The sequence below is a fragment of the Allobosea sp. AK1 genome, from assembly GCF_006714945.1.
GTDB lineage: Bacteria > Pseudomonadota > Alphaproteobacteria > Rhizobiales > Beijerinckiaceae > Allobosea > Allobosea robiniae.
Genome location: NZ_VFMG01000001.1, coordinates 3,718,102 through 3,733,520 on the forward strand (window position 1 = coordinate 3,718,102; position 15,419 = coordinate 3,733,520).

At 67.2% G+C, this 15,419-nt stretch carries 14 protein-coding genes; 7 read left to right on the forward strand and 7 right to left on the reverse strand.

Features of this window, described 5'->3' with window-relative positions; translation table 11 throughout:
• Positions 1 to 4: 4 nt before the first annotated feature.
• The 5 genes from murA to FHT98_RS17995 all read left to right on the forward strand — a co-directional run bounded on the left by murA (position 5) and on the right by FHT98_RS17995 (position 4,158).
• Positions 5 to 1,294, forward strand: coding sequence for a UDP-N-acetylglucosamine 1-carboxyvinyltransferase (gene murA, locus FHT98_RS17975; protein ID WP_061965651.1), 1,290 nt, complete (start codon positions 5 to 7; stop codon positions 1,292 to 1,294).
• 45 nt (positions 1,295 to 1,339) lie between these two features.
• Positions 1,340 to 1,786 (forward strand): DUF2948 family protein, encoded by a 447-nt coding sequence (locus FHT98_RS17980; protein ID WP_061965266.1) that lies wholly within the window; start codon positions 1,340 to 1,342, stop codon positions 1,784 to 1,786.
• Between the two features lie 41 nt (positions 1,787 to 1,827).
• Complete coding sequence (gene hisD, locus FHT98_RS17985; protein WP_142114808.1) at positions 1,828 to 3,120, forward strand: histidinol dehydrogenase; 1,293 nt, start codon at positions 1,828 to 1,830, stop codon at positions 3,118 to 3,120.
• Between the two features lie 37 nt (positions 3,121 to 3,157).
• Complete coding sequence (locus FHT98_RS17990; RefSeq protein WP_061965262.1) at positions 3,158 to 3,646, forward strand: UPF0262 family protein; 489 nt, start codon at positions 3,158 to 3,160, stop codon at positions 3,644 to 3,646.
• A gap of 107 nt (positions 3,647 to 3,753) precedes the next feature.
• Entirely contained in the window at positions 3,754 to 4,158 is a 405-nt protein-coding gene (locus FHT98_RS17995; protein ID WP_082617235.1) for an arsenate-mycothiol transferase ArsC, read from the forward strand.
• A 6-nt stretch (positions 4,159 to 4,164) separates the two neighbouring features.
• Here FHT98_RS17995 and FHT98_RS18000 read toward each other — a convergent pair whose 3' ends face one another.
• Positions 4,165 to 5,901 carry a pilus assembly protein TadG-related protein gene (locus FHT98_RS18000; RefSeq protein ID WP_142114809.1) on the reverse strand — a complete coding sequence of 579 codons (1,737 nt, stop codon included), beginning with the start codon at positions 5,899 to 5,901 and terminating at the stop codon, positions 4,165 to 4,167.
• A gap of 38 nt (positions 5,902 to 5,939) precedes the next feature.
• Entirely contained in the window at positions 5,940 to 6,368 is a 429-nt protein-coding gene (locus FHT98_RS18005; protein WP_061965258.1) for a TadE/TadG family type IV pilus assembly protein, read from the reverse strand.
• A gap of 179 nt (positions 6,369 to 6,547) precedes the next feature.
• Here FHT98_RS18005 and FHT98_RS18010 point away from each other — a divergent pair, with 179 nt between their 5' ends.
• Positions 6,548 to 6,919: a hypothetical protein gene (locus FHT98_RS18010; RefSeq protein WP_139163488.1), complete on the forward strand. Its 372-nt coding sequence runs from the start codon at positions 6,548 to 6,550 to the stop codon at positions 6,917 to 6,919.
• Positions 6,916 to 8,373, forward strand: a complete 1,458-nt coding sequence (locus FHT98_RS18015) for a methyl-accepting chemotaxis protein (RefSeq protein WP_248309246.1) — start codon at positions 6,916 to 6,918, stop codon at positions 8,371 to 8,373. Before FHT98_RS18010 ends, FHT98_RS18015 begins: the two co-directional genes overlap by 4 nt.
• A 3-nt stretch (positions 8,374 to 8,376) precedes the next feature.
• On the opposite strand, the gene FHT98_RS18020 is transcribed toward FHT98_RS18015, so the two are convergent.
• The 5 genes from FHT98_RS18020 to FHT98_RS18040 are packed head-to-tail and all read right to left on the reverse strand — an operon-like array spanning position 8,377 to position 15,361.
• A complete protein-coding gene (locus FHT98_RS18020; protein ID WP_142114811.1) occupies positions 8,377 to 9,594 on the reverse strand; it encodes a phosphopentomutase in 1,218 nt (405 codons plus the stop codon).
• Between the two features lie 2 nt (positions 9,595 to 9,596).
• Positions 9,597 to 11,225, reverse strand: coding sequence for an ABC transporter ATP-binding protein (locus tag FHT98_RS18025; RefSeq protein ID WP_142114812.1), 1,629 nt, complete (start codon positions 11,223 to 11,225; stop codon positions 9,597 to 9,599).
• Positions 11,222 to 12,394 carry an ABC transporter permease gene (locus FHT98_RS18030; RefSeq protein ID WP_142114813.1) on the reverse strand — a complete coding sequence of 391 codons (1,173 nt, stop codon included), beginning with the start codon at positions 12,392 to 12,394 and terminating at the stop codon, positions 11,222 to 11,224. The genes FHT98_RS18025 and FHT98_RS18030 overlap by 4 nt, the downstream gene beginning before the upstream one ends.
• A 2-nt stretch (positions 12,395 to 12,396) precedes the next feature.
• On the reverse strand, positions 12,397 to 13,485 hold the full coding sequence (locus FHT98_RS18035) for a microcin C ABC transporter permease YejB (RefSeq protein WP_142114814.1): 1,089 nt from the start codon (positions 13,483 to 13,485) through the stop codon (positions 12,397 to 12,399).
• A 7-nt stretch (positions 13,486 to 13,492) separates the two neighbouring features.
• Positions 13,493 to 15,361, reverse strand: coding sequence for an extracellular solute-binding protein (locus FHT98_RS18040; RefSeq protein WP_185745209.1), 1,869 nt, complete (start codon positions 15,359 to 15,361; stop codon positions 13,493 to 13,495).
• Positions 15,362 to 15,419: the final 58 nt, after the last annotated feature.

Below are 15,419 nucleotides of genomic sequence, written 5' to 3' on the forward strand. Positions count from 1 at the left end.
GACGATGGACAAGATCCGCATCACCGGCGGCCAGCGCCTCAATGGCGCCATCCCGATTTCCGGCGCGAAGAACGCCGCCTTGCCGCTGATGATCGCCAGCCTGCTGACGGACGAGACGTTGACGCTGACCAATGTGCCGCGCCTCTCGGACGTGACGGCGCTCTCGCGCATCCTGTCGAACCAGGGTGTCGACCGCACCGTCGCCGGCAAGCGCATCGGCCAGTCCGCAGAGACCGGCCAGACCATCTCGCTGACCGCCCGCCAGATCGTCGACACCTGCGCGCCCTATGAACTGGTCTCGACCATGCGGGCGAGCTTCTGGGTGATCGCGCCGATCCTGGCCCGGATGGGCGAGGCCAAGGTCTCGCTGCCGGGCGGCTGCGCCATCGGCACGCGCCCGGTCGATCTGCTGCTCATGGCGCTGGAGAAGCTCGGCGCCGAGATCGTCATCGAGAACGGCTATGCGCTGGCGCGCGCGCCGAAGGGTCTGAAGGGCGGCGAGATCGTCTTCCCGAAGGTGACGGTCGGCGGCACCCATACCGCGCTGATGGCCGCGGTGCTCGCCCAGGGAACCACGGTGATCGAGAACGCCGCCTGCGAGCCGGAGGTCACCGACCTCGCCGCCTGCCTCGTCAAGATGGGCGCCAAGATCGAGGGCGTGGGCACCTCGCGCATCGTGGTCACCGGCGTGGCGCGCCTCGGCGGCGCGCATCATGCCGTGCTGCCTGATCGCATCGAGGCCGGCACCTATGCGATGGCCGTGGCGATGACCGGCGGAGACGTCGTCCTCGAAGGCGCCCGGCCGGAGCTGCTGCAATCGGCGCTCGATGTGCTGGGTCAGGCCGGGGTGGATATCGACTCGACCAACGAGGGCATCCGCGTGCGCCGTAACGGCCACGGCATCACGGCCGTCGATATCGACACCGATCCCTTCCCGGGGTTCCCGACCGATCTCCAGGCGCAGTTCATGGCGCTGATGACCAAGGCCAAGGGCACCTCGCGCATCCGCGAAACCATCTTCGAAAACCGCTTCATGCATGTGCAGGAGCTCGCCCGCCTCGGCGCGAAGATCCGGCTGGACGGCGATGTCGCCCATGTCGAAGGCGTCGAGAAGCTGACGGGTGCGCCGGTGATGGCGACGGACCTGCGTGCCTCGGTCTCGCTGGTCATCGGCGGTCTCGCCGCCGAAGGCGACACCACGATCAACCGCGTCTACCATCTCGATCGCGGCTTCGAGGCGCTGGAAGCGAAGCTCAGCCGCTGCGGCGCGCTGGTGGAACGGATCAGCAGCTGATTCTCGGCTGTTGATTTTCTCGGGGCGGCTCGTCAGAACAGGACCATGTCAGACGCTGCCGCCGACCCGCTGAAGCTCATTGCGCTCGACGCCGATGATCTCGCGATTGTCTCAGCCCATCTCCAGGATGCGGTGCTGAAGGCGGCCGACCTTGTCTACCTGCCGCGCGAGCAGCGTTTCGCGCTCGCGCTGCGCCGCTTCGACTGGGAAGGCGCCCAGCACGGCCAGCGACGGCGGCGCCTGACGGCGCTGCATTTCGATCGCGTCCAGGCCGTGCGCAGCGCTAAGCTCGACAAGAACGATCCGGACAAGGTCCTGAATCTCCTCGCCGTCACCTTCGATCTCGGCGAGGACCCTGCCGGCGAGGTGACGTTGCATTTCTCGGAAGGGGCGGCGATCCGCCTTTCGGTCGAATGCATCGAGGCCCAGATGAAGGATCTCGGCCCGGTCTGGGAAGCCGTGGCGACGCCCGGTCATCCCGACGGCGCCTGAGCCCTCCAGCCCTTTTTCGACCAATACCCAAGGACCCAGCGATGCCGATCAGGCTCGACGACAGGGATGCCGGCTTCGCTGCGGGCTTCGCGGCGCTGCTCTCCGCCAAGCGCGAGGTCTCGGAGGAGGTCGATCGCATCGCCGCCGACATCATCGCCGATGTCCGTGAGAAGGGCGATGCGGCGCTGATCGGCTATACATCGCGCTTCGACGCGCTCGACCTGACGCCTGAGACCCTGCGCGTCTCCGAGGTCGAGATCGATGCGGCTGTCGCTGCCTGCTCGCCCGAATTGCTGGCGGCGCTGGAGACGGCGCGCGAGCGCATCGAGACCTATCACCGCCGCCAGAAGCCCACGGATTCCTGGGTCGAGGATGCAGCCGGCGTCGGGGCCGGCTGGCGCTGGAGCGCGATCGAGGCGGTCGGGCTCTATGTGCCCGGCGGTACGGCGAGCTACCCGTCGTCGGTGCTGATGAACGCGATCCCGGCAAAGGTCGCCGGCGTGCCGCGCATCGTCATGGTCGCGCCGACGCCGCGGGGCGAAACCAACCCGCTCGTGCTCGCCGCTGCCCGGCTCGCCGGCGTCGACGAGGTCTATCGCATCGGCGGTGCGCAGGCCGTCGCAGCGCTCGCCTATGGCACGGCTGCGATCGCGCCGGTCGCCAAGATCGTCGGTCCCGGCAATGCCTATGTCGCTGCCGCCAAGCGCCGCGTCTTCGGCCAGGTCGGCATCGACATGATCGCCGGCCCCTCCGAAGTGCTGGTGATCGCCGATCGCAGCGCCAATCCCGACTGGATCGCCGCCGACCTGCTGGCGCAGGCCGAGCACGACGTCTCCGCCCAGTCGATCCTGATGACCGACGATGCGGCTCTGGCTGCCGAGGTCGAGAAGGCGGTGGCGGCCCAGCTCGCGACGCTGCCGCGGGCGGCGATCGCGGGCAGGAGCTGGCAGGATTTCGGAGCGATCCTGCTCGTCGCCGATCTCGAAGCCGCCGTGCCGCTGGTCGACCGCCTCGCGCCCGAGCATCTCGAGATCATGACGGCCGATCCCGAGCGCCTTGCGGGGCTGATCCGCAATGCCGGCGCGATCTTCCTCGGCGGGCATACGCCGGAAGCGATCGGCGACTATGTCGGCGGCCCCAACCACGTCCTGCCGACGGCGCGCTCGGCCCGCTTCTCGTCGGGGCTCGGCGTCGGCGATTTCATGAAGCGGACCTCGCTGCTGAAATGCGGCCCCGAGGGCCTGCGCGTCCTGGCCTCGGCCGCGACGCAATTGGCTGAGGCAGAGGGCTTGCAGGCGCACGGCCGATCCGTGACGATCAGACTGAATATCTGAGCTCCGTCCGACGGGCGGCGCCATGGCCGGAGGAGCGATGCCCGACGTCTCGATTGCCACCAACCAGCGCCTGGTTGGCCTGACCCTCGATGAGACCTCCCTCGGCCGCGGCACGCCTGATCAGGAGCACGAGCGTGCCGTCGCGATCTACGACCTGATCGAGCGCAATAGCTTCGTCGTTCCCGAGCATGACGGCGGGCCGTATCTCGCCCATCTCGCCATGGTCGAGCGGCGTCTCGTCTTCGAGATCAAGGCGGCGGACGGCGCGCCGGTCGTGACGCATCATCTCTCGCTCAGCCCGTTCAGGCGCATCATCAAGGACTACGAGATGGTCTGCGACAGCTATTATGCGGCGATCCGGACCTCGACGCCGGCGCAGATCGAGGCCATCGACATGGGCCGGCGCGGCCTGCACGACGAGGCAGCCGGCATCCTGGCCGAGCGGCTGGCGAACAAGGTCGAGGTCGATTTCGACACGGCGCGCCGCCTCTTCACGCTGATCTACGCCCTGCACTGGAAGGGCTGACGCGCTTGAAGCCCAACGCATTTTCGAGCGAATTGGCCCCCGGCTCGCCTGTCGAAAATGCGCCGAATGCGCGTGACGTTCCGCGCAAGGTACAAAGCGTGCTGTTCATGTGTGCGATGAATGCCGTGCGCTCGCCCATGGCCGAGGCTCTGGCCAAGCACTTCTTCGGCAAGTCGATCTATGTCCAGTCGGCCGGCGCCCGGAAGGGCGAGATCGATGGCTTCGTGTCGACGGTGCTCGACGAGATCGGCATCGATCTCAGCCGCCACAAGCCGAAATCGATCGAAGAGCTGGAGGAATGGGAGGGGCTCAACTTCGACCTGATCATCACGCTCTCGCCGGAAGCGCACCATAAGGCTCTGGACCTGACGCGGACCCATGCCGCCGAGGTGGAATACTGGCCCACCGTCGATCCCACCATTTTCCAGGGCTCGCGCGAGCAGAAGCTCGACGCCTATCGCGATGTCCGGGACGGCCTGATCAAACGGATCAAGCAGCGCCTCCAGAGCTGACGGGGCTCACCGCACCAGCACGGCCCCGCCGCAGCGCACGCCGCTGACCCAGCTATCGGCCTGGCCGAGACCGATGCCGAGCGTTCCGAGCACGCCGTTGAGGATCTGGTCGAGCGGCGTCGCCGCGTTGCCGATGACCCCGCTGACCAGCCCGTCGAGCCCCGGCAGACCGAGGCCAAGTCCCAGCGCCTCCACCCGCAGCTCGAGATCGCCCACGAGCCGCCCCAGCAGGGTGGCGATGAAATTGTGCGTCGAGGTCGTCTTCTTGTCGCCGCGCTGGATCTCCGGATAGCTGAAGCTGACGGCGGCCTCGGAAAGGTTCGTCATCGTCACATGGGCGCGGCCGGTGACCTTGGCGAGCCCTGCGGCGTTGACGAGCGTCGCGGCGGGCGGGTTCGGCGCCCTGCTGAAATTGTTGAATTCCGCCATCGAGACCTGCCCGATCCAGGCGTCGACCACGGCGGGCGTGACGCCGAGCGTGACGCGCGAGGTCGAGACGTCGCCCGGCGAGCACTGGATGCCGGTGATCCGGGCCGTCGCGGCGGCGAGTTCGAGATAAAGCGGCAGCCGGACCAGCGAGGCCGCGCCCGAGCCGACGAGATCGACCGTCAGCAGGAGCCGTGTCTGCGCCGTGTGGACGCTGGAGCCGGCGCGCCCGACCCGCACCAGGCTGGCGCCCACCGGCCGCTCGCCGATGCCGAGCTTCAGCGATACCGCCGCAACCCCGGGCAGGTTCAGGTTGAGCCCGACATCGATCTGGCGGTTGCCGTTGGCGATCTGCGCGACCGCCGAGACGATATCCAGCGCCGAGAGCGAGGCCGCGAGCGGCTTCGGTCCGGAGAGCGGCTTGTCGCCGGCCGGGCCGAAGGAGATCAGCGAAGCGAGGTTGACCGGCAGGTTGCTCGCCGATGCGGTCGCGATCCGGCCCAGTGCCGCGGTGGCGGTGCCGCTGCGCGTGTCGTGATCGCGGGAGGCGTCGACGATGGCCGCCAGCACGTCGCCGAGGCGGACATCGGCCTTGAGCACGTCATCATAGGTCGCCGCGGTCAGGTTGAGACGGGTGGCGAGGTGCTTCGAGAAGTCGAACAGGTCCACCCGCGCCTTGATCAGCGCGTCGTAATCCATGACGGAGAGCGAGACGCCGCCCCCGAGCAGGCTACCCAGCAGACTGTTGAGCAGGCCGCCATCGAGCTTGAGCAGGCGCGAGCCGACGGCGAACGAGGCCTGGGCATCCTGGAACGCGATGGCACTGGAACCGATCGGCACGTCACCGCCGATGAGGCTTGCCACGGGCTGTGTGCCTCCCGCCGGGTTCGGGGCCGCGCCCGGCGTCGGCGAGGTCGCCGTTGACGATGCCAGGACCCGGCCGAGCAGCAGCGGCGTGGTGGTCCGCATGTCGATCCTGACCGCGTTGACGCTGGCGGCCGCGCTCGGGACGAAGCGCGCCTCCACCGCCAGCTTCGGGTCGGGCGTGTATATGCCGGTCTGCAGTGTCTGGATCGCGTTGCCAGAAAAGCCGTTCTGCATCGCGCTGGCCCGGGCCGCGGCCTGGGCGCGCGGCAGGTCGCTCGCCGCTGCGAGAACGGTAAGGTCGTTGGCCGTCTGCAGCTTGCGCTTCTCGTAGTAGAAATTGCCGACATCGACGGCCATCGCACCGAAGCCGAACAGGACTGTCGCAGAGACCGCGAAAAGGATGGCGGCACCGCCCCTCTGATTCCTGGCGAAGTTCATGAGCCTGAGCATGGATGGCCCCCTTTGGCCTTGAGCCCTCGAAAAAGCGTTCAGTATCCGCCGCGCTGGACGATAGCCCGGCGCTCAATTACGGGTTGTGGAAGTGAAACCAGCCGACTGAGGTCGTCATAGATCGAGCCGCTCATGTCGTAGGCGACGGAGACCTCGAAGCTCTGCATCTGCGGGCCGGTCTGGCCGGTTCGGACCCGAAGCTTCGCCGGATCGATGAAGGCGTAGGCGCCGGCATGAGCCGTGATGAAATCGCGCGCGATCTGGGAGCGCTCGGTGTCGCTGAGGCCCGATACGGACGAGCGTGCCGCTTCGGCTGCGATCTGCTGGATGCTGTGGTAGATGCCGAAGACGTAGCCATACCCCATGATGCCGACGAGGAGCAGCAGCAGGATCGGAGCGATGAAGGCGAACTCGATCGCGGTCGTCGCGTGCTGGTTTCGCAAGAGGCGGGACAGTGCGGGAAGCATGGCCGTTCCTCGGTCAGTCAAGACAACTAAAAGTTGTAAATCTCTCCTGTTGATGAAAAGTAAATGCGGGCCGGGGCGGATAATCGCCGTTCATCGCGCGTGAATCGCTTAAGTAAAATTTTACGCGAGTGGATTTGGTTCGCCGATACGCCGCCGTCGCTCCGAGTGATTCACTGCCAATGCCTTCGACATCTCCTGCGGAACCTGCGGCTGGCGCGGAGCGGTTGTCGCTTGGCGGCGGTCTTCTCGTCGCTCTCGTCTGCCTGCTGGTCAGCGTCGGAGCCCTTGCGAGCCTGCCGCGGGCGACCGACGGCAGCGCGCCGGTCGCGATCGTCTTCCCGCCCTGGACGGATGGCGTGGAAGCCGTGGCGCGGAGCTTCGCATCCGGTCATCGCGTCCTGCGCAGCGGCCGCTTCACGGCGATCGTCGTGGTCGCCCCGACGCTGAGCGGGCAGGCGCCGGCCTTGCCGAAAGGCGCATGGTTCTCCCTCGTCCTGGCCGGCCTTGCCGGGTGCCTCGACACCCCCGGCCGAACGGAAGCATCGTCATGATCTGGACCTTGTCAGCAGTACGCCACAGGGTCACGCAGGCCCTGCTCGCGCTCGGGCTGCTGCATGTCCCGCTGCTCGCGCTGGGCTTCTGGGCCAACGGCACGTCAGGTGCGATCCCGGTCGCGATGGCGGCGCTGGCTGCCGTTACGGCTGTGCTGGTCTATCGCCTGGCCGGCCCGGCGATCGTGACGCAGCTGATCATTGCTGTCGTGCTGATCGGGCAGGTCTCGATCCTGGTGTTCAGCTTTGCCGGCCATCCCTGGCAGCCGGACATCCACATGTATTATTTCGCGATCCTGGCGCTGCTGGCCGGCTTCTGCGACTGGCGGCCGATCCTGATGGGCGCCGTGCTGACGGCCGCGCACCATCTCGTGCTGCAATACGCCCTGCCGGCCGCCGTGTTCTATCAGGGCGGCAGCCTGCTGCGCGTGCTGCTCCATGCGGTGATCGTCATCATCGAGACGGCGTTCCTCGCGATCTTCGCCGTGGTCCTGCAGCGCATGTTCGCTGTGAACGAGCAGAACCTGGCGCGGGCGCAGGAAGTGGCCGAGCGTGAGCGGATCGCCGGCGAGAAGGAGCGCAATCTTGCCGAAGAGCTCGGGCGGCGTGCCGAGATGCTGCGCGATGTCGTCGTCGATTTTCGTTCGCAGATGGAGCAGGCGATGGCCGTGCTCGATCACTCGGCGGCAGCGATGAACACCGAGGCCGGCGCGCTGACCGAAACCTCCGACCATGTCCGGCGCCAGACCACGATGGTCTCCGATTCCGCCGCCGGCACCATGGACAGTATCGACCATCTTTCCGCTGCCAGCGCCGAGCTTGTCGCCTCGATCGGCGAGATTGGCCGCAACGCCAGCCAATCGGCCGATGGTTCGAAGATGGCCGCAGGGCTCGCCCGTCGTGCCAGCGCCGAGATCGAGCACCTCGCCCAGAGCAGCGAGAATGTCGGCGCTGTCGTCGAGATCATCCGCGGCATCGCCGCCCAGACCAGCATGCTCGCGCTCAACGCCACGATCGAGGCGGCCCGTGCCGGCGAGATGGGCCGCGGTTTCGCCGTCGTCGCCAGCGAGGTCAAGACGCTCTCGGCCCAGACGGCCAAGGCCACCGACGAGGTCTCTCACCAGATCGGCACGATGCAGCAGGCCTCGCAGCGCTCGCTCAAGGCGATCCGCGACATCGTCGAGGCGATCGGCGATGTCGAGAGCGTCGCCAATGCGATCGCGCTCTCCGTCGACGAGCAGAGCCGCGCCACGGCTGAGATCGCGCATCAGGTCCGCTTGTCTTTCGAGGGCGCGCAGCGCAGCGCCGATGTCGCCGGCGGCTTCGAGGTCATGACCCGCCAGACCCATGGCGCTGCCCAGCAATTGCAGGATGCCGCCAGCGCGCTCGCCCGGCAGGCGCAGGAAATCCGCCAGGACGTGGCAAGCTTCTGCGGCCGGGTCGCGGCCGCCTGACAGCTACCAGGGGCGGCCGGGACCGACAGGTCCGATCCCGAGGAAGGCACTGAGGCTCGCCGCGATATCGGCGAAGCTGCCGCGGCGCCCGAGCGGCTCAGAGCCGATGCCGGGGCCGAAGGCCAGGATCGGCACGTGCTCGCGCGTGTGGTCGGTGCCGGGCCAGCTCGGATCGTTGCCGTGGTCGGCGGTGATGACGGCGATGTCGCCCGGCCTCAGCGCGGCTTCGATATGCGGCAGGCGGCGGTCGAAGGCTTCGAGCGCCGCAGCATAGCCGGGAATATCGCGCCGGTGGCCGAACTCGGTGTCGAAATCGACGAGATTGACGAAGCAGAAGCCGCCATCCGGCAGGCCGTCCCAGGCCTCCAGCGCCGCGTCGAGCATCGCCGCATTGCCGAAGGGCTTGATCTCGGTGCCCGTGGCGCGATGGGCGAAGATGTCGCCGATCTTGCCGACGGTGACGACCGTCCGTCCCTGCGCCGCCAGCCGGTCGAGGATCGTCTCGTCCGGCGGCGGGATGGCGAAGTCCTTGCGGTTGCCGGTGCGGGTGAAGCCTTCCTCCGGCGATCCCACGAAGGGGCGGGCGATGACGCGGCCGATCCGCAGCGGGTCTACGAGACCGCGCGTGACCTTGCAGAGGGCATAGAGCCGGTCGAGCCCGAAATGCTCCTCATGCGCCGCGATCTGCAGCACGGAATCGACCGAGGTGTAGCAGATCGGCTTGCCGGTCTGGATATGCTCCGCCCCGAGCTCCTCGATGATCGCGGTGCCCGAGGCATGCTTGTTGCCGAGGATGCCGGGCAGGGCGCCTTGCTGGACGATGCCGGCGACGAGCTCCGACGGGAAGGAATGCTCCAGATCGGTGAAGTAGCCCCATTGGAACGGCACCGGGCAACCGGCGATCTCCCAATGACCGGACGGCGTGTCCTTGCCCTGGCTGATTTCGACGCCATAGCCCCAGCGCCCTTCGGGGCTGGCCGGCTTCGCGACGCCCGCCAGCGGCCGGCCAGTCGACGCCACGCAGGCATGGGCGAGCCCGAGCCGCACGAGGTTCGGCAGCTTGAGCGGCCCGCTGCGCAGCCCCTCGCGATCGCCGCGCCCATCCGCGCAGGCTTCGGCGATGTGGCCGAGCGTGTCCGAACCGGCATCGCCATAGGCCGCCGCATCGGCCGCCCCACCGCAGCCGACCGAGTCCAGCACGATCAGGAGCGCGCGGGCCATGCTCAGTCCCTCACCGGGGCGGCGCTGGCGGTGTCGAGGTTGAGCGCGGCCGCCAGCAGCGCCTGCGTATAGGCCTCGCGCGGGGAGGCGAAGATCGCCTCGGCCGGGCCTTCCTCGACCACCTTGCCGTTCTGCATCACCACCACCCGATGCGACAGCGCCCTGACGACCTTGAGGTCATGGCTGATGAAGAGATAGCCCAGCTTGCGCTTCTCCTGCAGGCCGCGCAGCAATTCGACGATCTGCGCCTGCACGGACATGTCGAGCGCCGAGGTCGGCTCGTCCAGCACGACGAATTTCGGGTCGAGCGCCATCGCCCGTGCGATCGCGATGCGCTGGCGCTGGCCACCCGAGAACTCGTGCGGGTAGCGGTCCATCGCTGTGGGGTCCAAGCCCACATCGGCGAGCGCCTGCGCCACGACCTCGCGGCGCTGCGGGTAGGTCAGGTTCGGTTGCTGGATCGCGAGCCCTTCCGCTACGATCTCGGCCACCGACATGCGCGGCGAGAGCGAGCCATAGGGGTCCTGGAAGACGACCTGCAAATCCTTGCGCTTCGGCCGGACCTGCTTGCTGGAGAGCCCGTCGATCCGGTCGCCGAGGAAGACGATCGGTCCTTCCGAGGAGATCAGCCTGAGGATGGCGAGGCCGAGCGTGGTCTTGCCCGAGCCGGATTCGCCGACGACGCCCAGCGTCTCGCCCTCGCGGACCTTCACCGAGATGCCGTCGACCGCTTTCACATGGCCGGTCGTACGGCGCAGCAGCCTGGACTTGACCGGGAACCAGACTTTGACCGGCCCGGCCTCCAGCAGCGTTGCGGCATCTGCCGGAACCGGGGCAGGGCGGCCCTTCGGCTCGGCCGCGAGCAGGCGCTTGGTGTAATCGTGCTGCGGATTGCCGAAGATCTCGGCTACCGGCCCGTGCTCGACGATCTTGCCCTTCAGCATGACGCAGACCCGGTCGGCGATGCGCCGGACGATGCCGAGATCATGGGTGATGAACAGCATCGCCATGCCGAGCCGGCCCTGCAACTCCTTGAGCAGCTTCAGGATCTGCGCCTGCACGGTGACATCGAGCGCGGTCGTCGGCTCGTCCGCGACCAGCAGCTCCGGCTCATTGGCGAGCGCCATGGCGATCATCACGCGCTGGCGCTGCCCGCCCGAGAGCTGGTGCGGATAGGCGTCGAGCCGGCTCTTCGCGTCACGGATGCCGACGAGGTCGAGCAGCTCCAGCGTGCGGGCGCGCGCCTTCTCGCCGCGCAGGCCCTTGTGCAGTTCGAGGATCTCGCCGATCTGCCGCTCGATCGTGTGGAGCGGGTTGAGCGAGGTCATCGGCTCCTGGAACACCATGGTGATGTCGTTGCCGCGCACCTGGCGCATCGCGTCCTCGTCGGCCGCGATCAGGTCCTGCCCGTTGAACAGCACCTTGCCGGAGGGATGATGCGCCGCCGGATAGTTCAGGAGCTTGAGGATCGAGAGCGCCGAGACCGACTTGCCGGAGCCCGACTCGCCGACCAGCGCCAGCGTCTCGCCCTTGGCGATCGAAAAGGAGACGTGGTCGACGGCGAGCGTCTCCCGTCCGCCCTGGCGGAAGGCGACGGAGAGGTCTTCGACGGAGAGCAGCGGCGCGGTCATGCGAAGGTCTTCCGCGGGTCGAAGGCATCGCGCACGGCCTCGCCGATGAAGATCAGCAGCGACAGCATCAAGGCGATCACGATGAAGCCGGAGAGGCCGAGCCAGGGGGCCTGGAGATTGGCCTTGCCCTGCGCCAGCAATTCGCCCAGCGACGGCGAGCCCGGCGGCAGGCCGAAGCCGAGGAAGTCGAGCGAGGTCAGCGTGGTGATCGAGCCGTTCAGGATGAAGGGCAGGAAGGTCAGCGTGGCGACCATCGCGTTGGGCAGCAGGTGCCGGATCATGATGGTGCGGTCCGAAAGGCCGAGCGCCCGGGCCGCCCGGACATATTCGAAGTTGCGGGCCCGCAGGAATTCGGCGCGGACGACGCCGACCAGCGCTACCCAGGAGAACAGCAGGAGGATGCCGAGCAGCACGAAGAAGCCGGGCGTGATGATCGCTGCGACGATGATCAGCAGGTAGAGCGCCGGGATCGAGGTCCAGATCTCGATCAGGCGCTGGAAGATCAGGTCCGTCCAGCCGCCGAAATAGCCCTGGATGGCGCCAGCCGTGATCCCGATCACCGAGGAGAAGGCGCAGAGGATCAGCCCGAACAGCACGGAGATGCGGAATCCGTAGATCAGGCGCGCGACCACGTCGCGGCCCTGGTCGTCGGTGCCGAGCCAGTTCCATTCGAGATCGCGGCAGGTCGATCCGCCCGTACGTTCCGCGATTGCCTTGCACTGCTCGTCCTTGAGCAGCCAGGTCGGCGGCGCCGGCGCGGGCACCGGCAGGTCGAGATTATGGGTGCGATAGGAGTAGCGGATCGGCGGCCAGATCGCGAAGCCGTTGGCGGCGATCTCCTTGGCGATGACCGGGTCGCGGTAATCGGTGGTGGCGAGGAAGCCGCCGAATTTCTCTTCCGGATAGTTCACCGCGACCGGGAAGAGCCATTCGTCCTTGTAGCGCACGACGAGCGGCCGGTCGTTGGCGATGAATTCGGCGAAGAGCGTCAGCACGAACAGCGCGAGGAAGAGCCAGAGCGACCACCAGCCGCGCTTGTTGGCCTTGAAGTTGTTGAGCCTGCGCCGGTTGATTGGCGAGAGCTTGAGCCAGCCCTGCTTGGCCTCGGCCGGTGCGAGGGGCGTGTCGCTGCGCAGGGCCGGCGGCGGGATATCGATCAGCGTGTCCATGCTCACGCCTCCCGGCTCTCGAAATCGATGCGCGGATCGACCCAGCTGTAGGTCAGGTCGGTGATCAGGTGCACGACGAGGCCGATCAGCGAGAAGATGAAGAGATTGGCGAAGACGACCGGGTAGTCGCGGTTGACGATCGCCTCGAAGGAGAGGAGGCCGAGGCCATCGAGCGAGAAGATCGTCTCGATCAGCAGCGATCCCGCGAAGAGCGCATGCACGAAGGCGCCGGGGAAGCCGGCGATGACGATCAGCATGGCGTTGCGGAAGACATGGCCGTAGAGCACGCGCCACTCGCTGAGACCCTTCATCCGGGCGGTCAGCACGTATTGCTTGCGGATCTCGTCGAGGAAGGAGTTCTTGGTCAGCAGCGTCGAGGTGGCGAAGGCGCCGAGCGCCATGGCCAACACCGGCAGCGTGATATGCCAGAGGTAGTCCTTCGCCTTGCCGAAGAGGCTGAGATCGGCCCAGTTGTCGGAGGTCAGGCCGCGCAGCGGGAATATCTGCCAGAACGAGCCGCCGGCGAAGAGCACGATCAGCAGGATCGCGAACAGGAAGCTCGGGATGGCATAGCCGACGATGACGACCGCGCTCGTCCAGGTGTCGAAGCGCGAGCCCTCCTTCATCGCCTTGCGGATGCCGAGCGGGATCGAGATCGCGTAGGAGATCAAGGTCATCCACAGGCCGAGCGTGATCGAGACCGGCAGCTTCTCCTTGATCAGTTGCAGCACCGGCGCGTCGCGGAAGTAGCTGCGGCCGAAGTCAAAGCGGGCATAGTCGCCAAGCATCTTCAGGAAGCGCTCATGCGCCGGCTTGTCGAAGCCGAACTGTTTCTCCAGTTCCTTGATGAAGGCGGGGTCGAGCCCCTGCGCGCCGCGATAGGCGGCGCCGTCACCATGCGCCCCGGCGTCGCCGCCCTGGCCGCCGCCGACGCGGTCGGCTGCGCCGCCACTATTGGGGTTCTGGAGCTGGGAGATCACGCGCTCGACCGGCCCGCCCGGCGCGAACTGCACGATGACGAAGGAGACGAGCAGGATGCCGAACAGCGTCGGCACCATCAGCGCGAGGCGCCGGGCGATATAGCTCAGCATGCCCCGCTCACGCCTTTCCGATCCGCTTGGCCTTCTCGGCGTCGTACCACCAGATCCCCGGCGCGCCGGAGGAGTATTTCGGCTTGGTCGCCGGCCGGTCGTACATGTCCCAATAGGCCAGCCATTCCTCGTCGTTCCACCACATCGGGATCCAGTAGCGCCCGGCGCGCAGCAGCCGGTCGAGGCATTTCGCGGCGACGACGCATTCGGCATAGGTCTTGGCCTGGCCGATCTTCTCGATCATTGCGTCGATGGCCGGGCTGGCAATGCCGGCGACGTTGCGTGAGCCACGGGTCTTCGCGGCTTCCGAGCCATAGACGATGCTGAGCGTATCGCTGGGGATCGAACCGCCCGAGAGCGCCATGCTGATGATGTCGAAATCGAACTGGTCGAGGCGGCGCTGGTACTGCGCGGGGTCGACGAGGCGGGAGGTGGCGTTGATGCCGAGCCGCTTGAGATTGGCCTGGAAGGGCTGGGTGTGCGGTTGCAGGGCCGGGTTGGAATCGAGGAACTCGATCTCGAAGGGCTGGCCGTTCGGCAGCTTCATCACATTGCCGTCGCGCTTGCAGCCGGCGGCGCGCAGCATCTCGTCGGCCTTGCGCAAGAGGGCGCGATCGCTGCCCGACCCGTCGGAGACCGGCGGCAGGAAGGGCTCGCCGAAGACCTCGTCCGGAACCTTGCCGCGCCAGGGTTCCAGCAGCGCGATTTCCTCGGCCGAGGGCTTGCCGGAGGCCTTCGAATCCGAGTTCTCGAAATAGGAGGTCATGCGCTCGAAGGAGCCGAACATGATGGTCTTGCGCGTCCATTCGAAATCGAAGGCGAGCCCCAGCGCCTCGCGGATGCGCGGGTCGGCGAATTTCTCGCGCCTGATATTGTAGATCCAGCCCTGCGAGCCGACCGGCTCGGTCTTCGGCAGAGCCTCTTTCTTGACCTTGCCCTCGTGCAGGGCGGGGAAATCGTAGCCCGTCGCCCAGATGCGAGAGGTGAACTCCTCCTGGAAGGTGATGGCGCCGGCCTTGAAGGCTTCGAAGGCGACCTGCCGGTCGCGGAAATACTCCCAGCGCACCCGGTCGAAATTATTGGTGCCGACATTCACCGGCAGATCCTTGGCCCAGTAGTCCGGCACGCGTTCGAATTCGATGAAGCGGCCCTGCTCGAGACGCCCGACCTTGTAGGCGCCGGAGCCCAGCGGCGGCTCCAGCGTCGATGCGGTGAAGTCCCGCGTCGACCAGTATTTTTCGGAGAAGACCGGCAGGCCGGCGACGACGAGATGCAGGTCGCGCCCGCGCTTCGGCGAGAGCTTCACCACGAGGATGTCGTCGCTCTCCGCTTCCGCCGAGACGAGCTCGTTGAGCAGGAGCCGATAGGAGGGATGACCCTTCGCCTTCAGGATGTTCATCGAAAAGGCGGCGTCGCGCGCTGTCACCTGCGTGCCGTCATGGAACTTCGCTTCGGGGCGCAGCCGGAATCGGTAGGTCAGCTTGTCCGGGGAGACCGCGACGCTTTTGGCGAGCAAGCCGTAGAGCGAGCCCGGCTCATCGCCGGAGCCGGCCATCAGGCTGTCGAAGCAGGCGTCCATGCCGGCGGCGCCGTCGCCTTGCAGGACATAGGTATTGAGCGTGTTGAAGGTGTCGAAGCTCTGGTTGCCGCCGCCGCGCTTGATCTGGACGGTCAGCATGCCGCCCTTCGGCGCCTTCGGATTCACATAGGCGAAATGCGGGAAGTCCGGCGGCAGGGCGAGTTCGCCGAAGGTCGAAAGCCCATGCGATTCGGCATCCTGCGCCAGCGCCGTGCCGGAAAGCCCGGGCAGGGTGCCCGCGACCGCAGCAGTGCCTGCGGCTTCCAGCAATCTGCGGCGTGTGATGCGCATCGCCATCGTTTCGCGTCTCCGTCTGATTCGCCGTTGTCCTGTGTCGCCTGCGTGCGCCGCGACC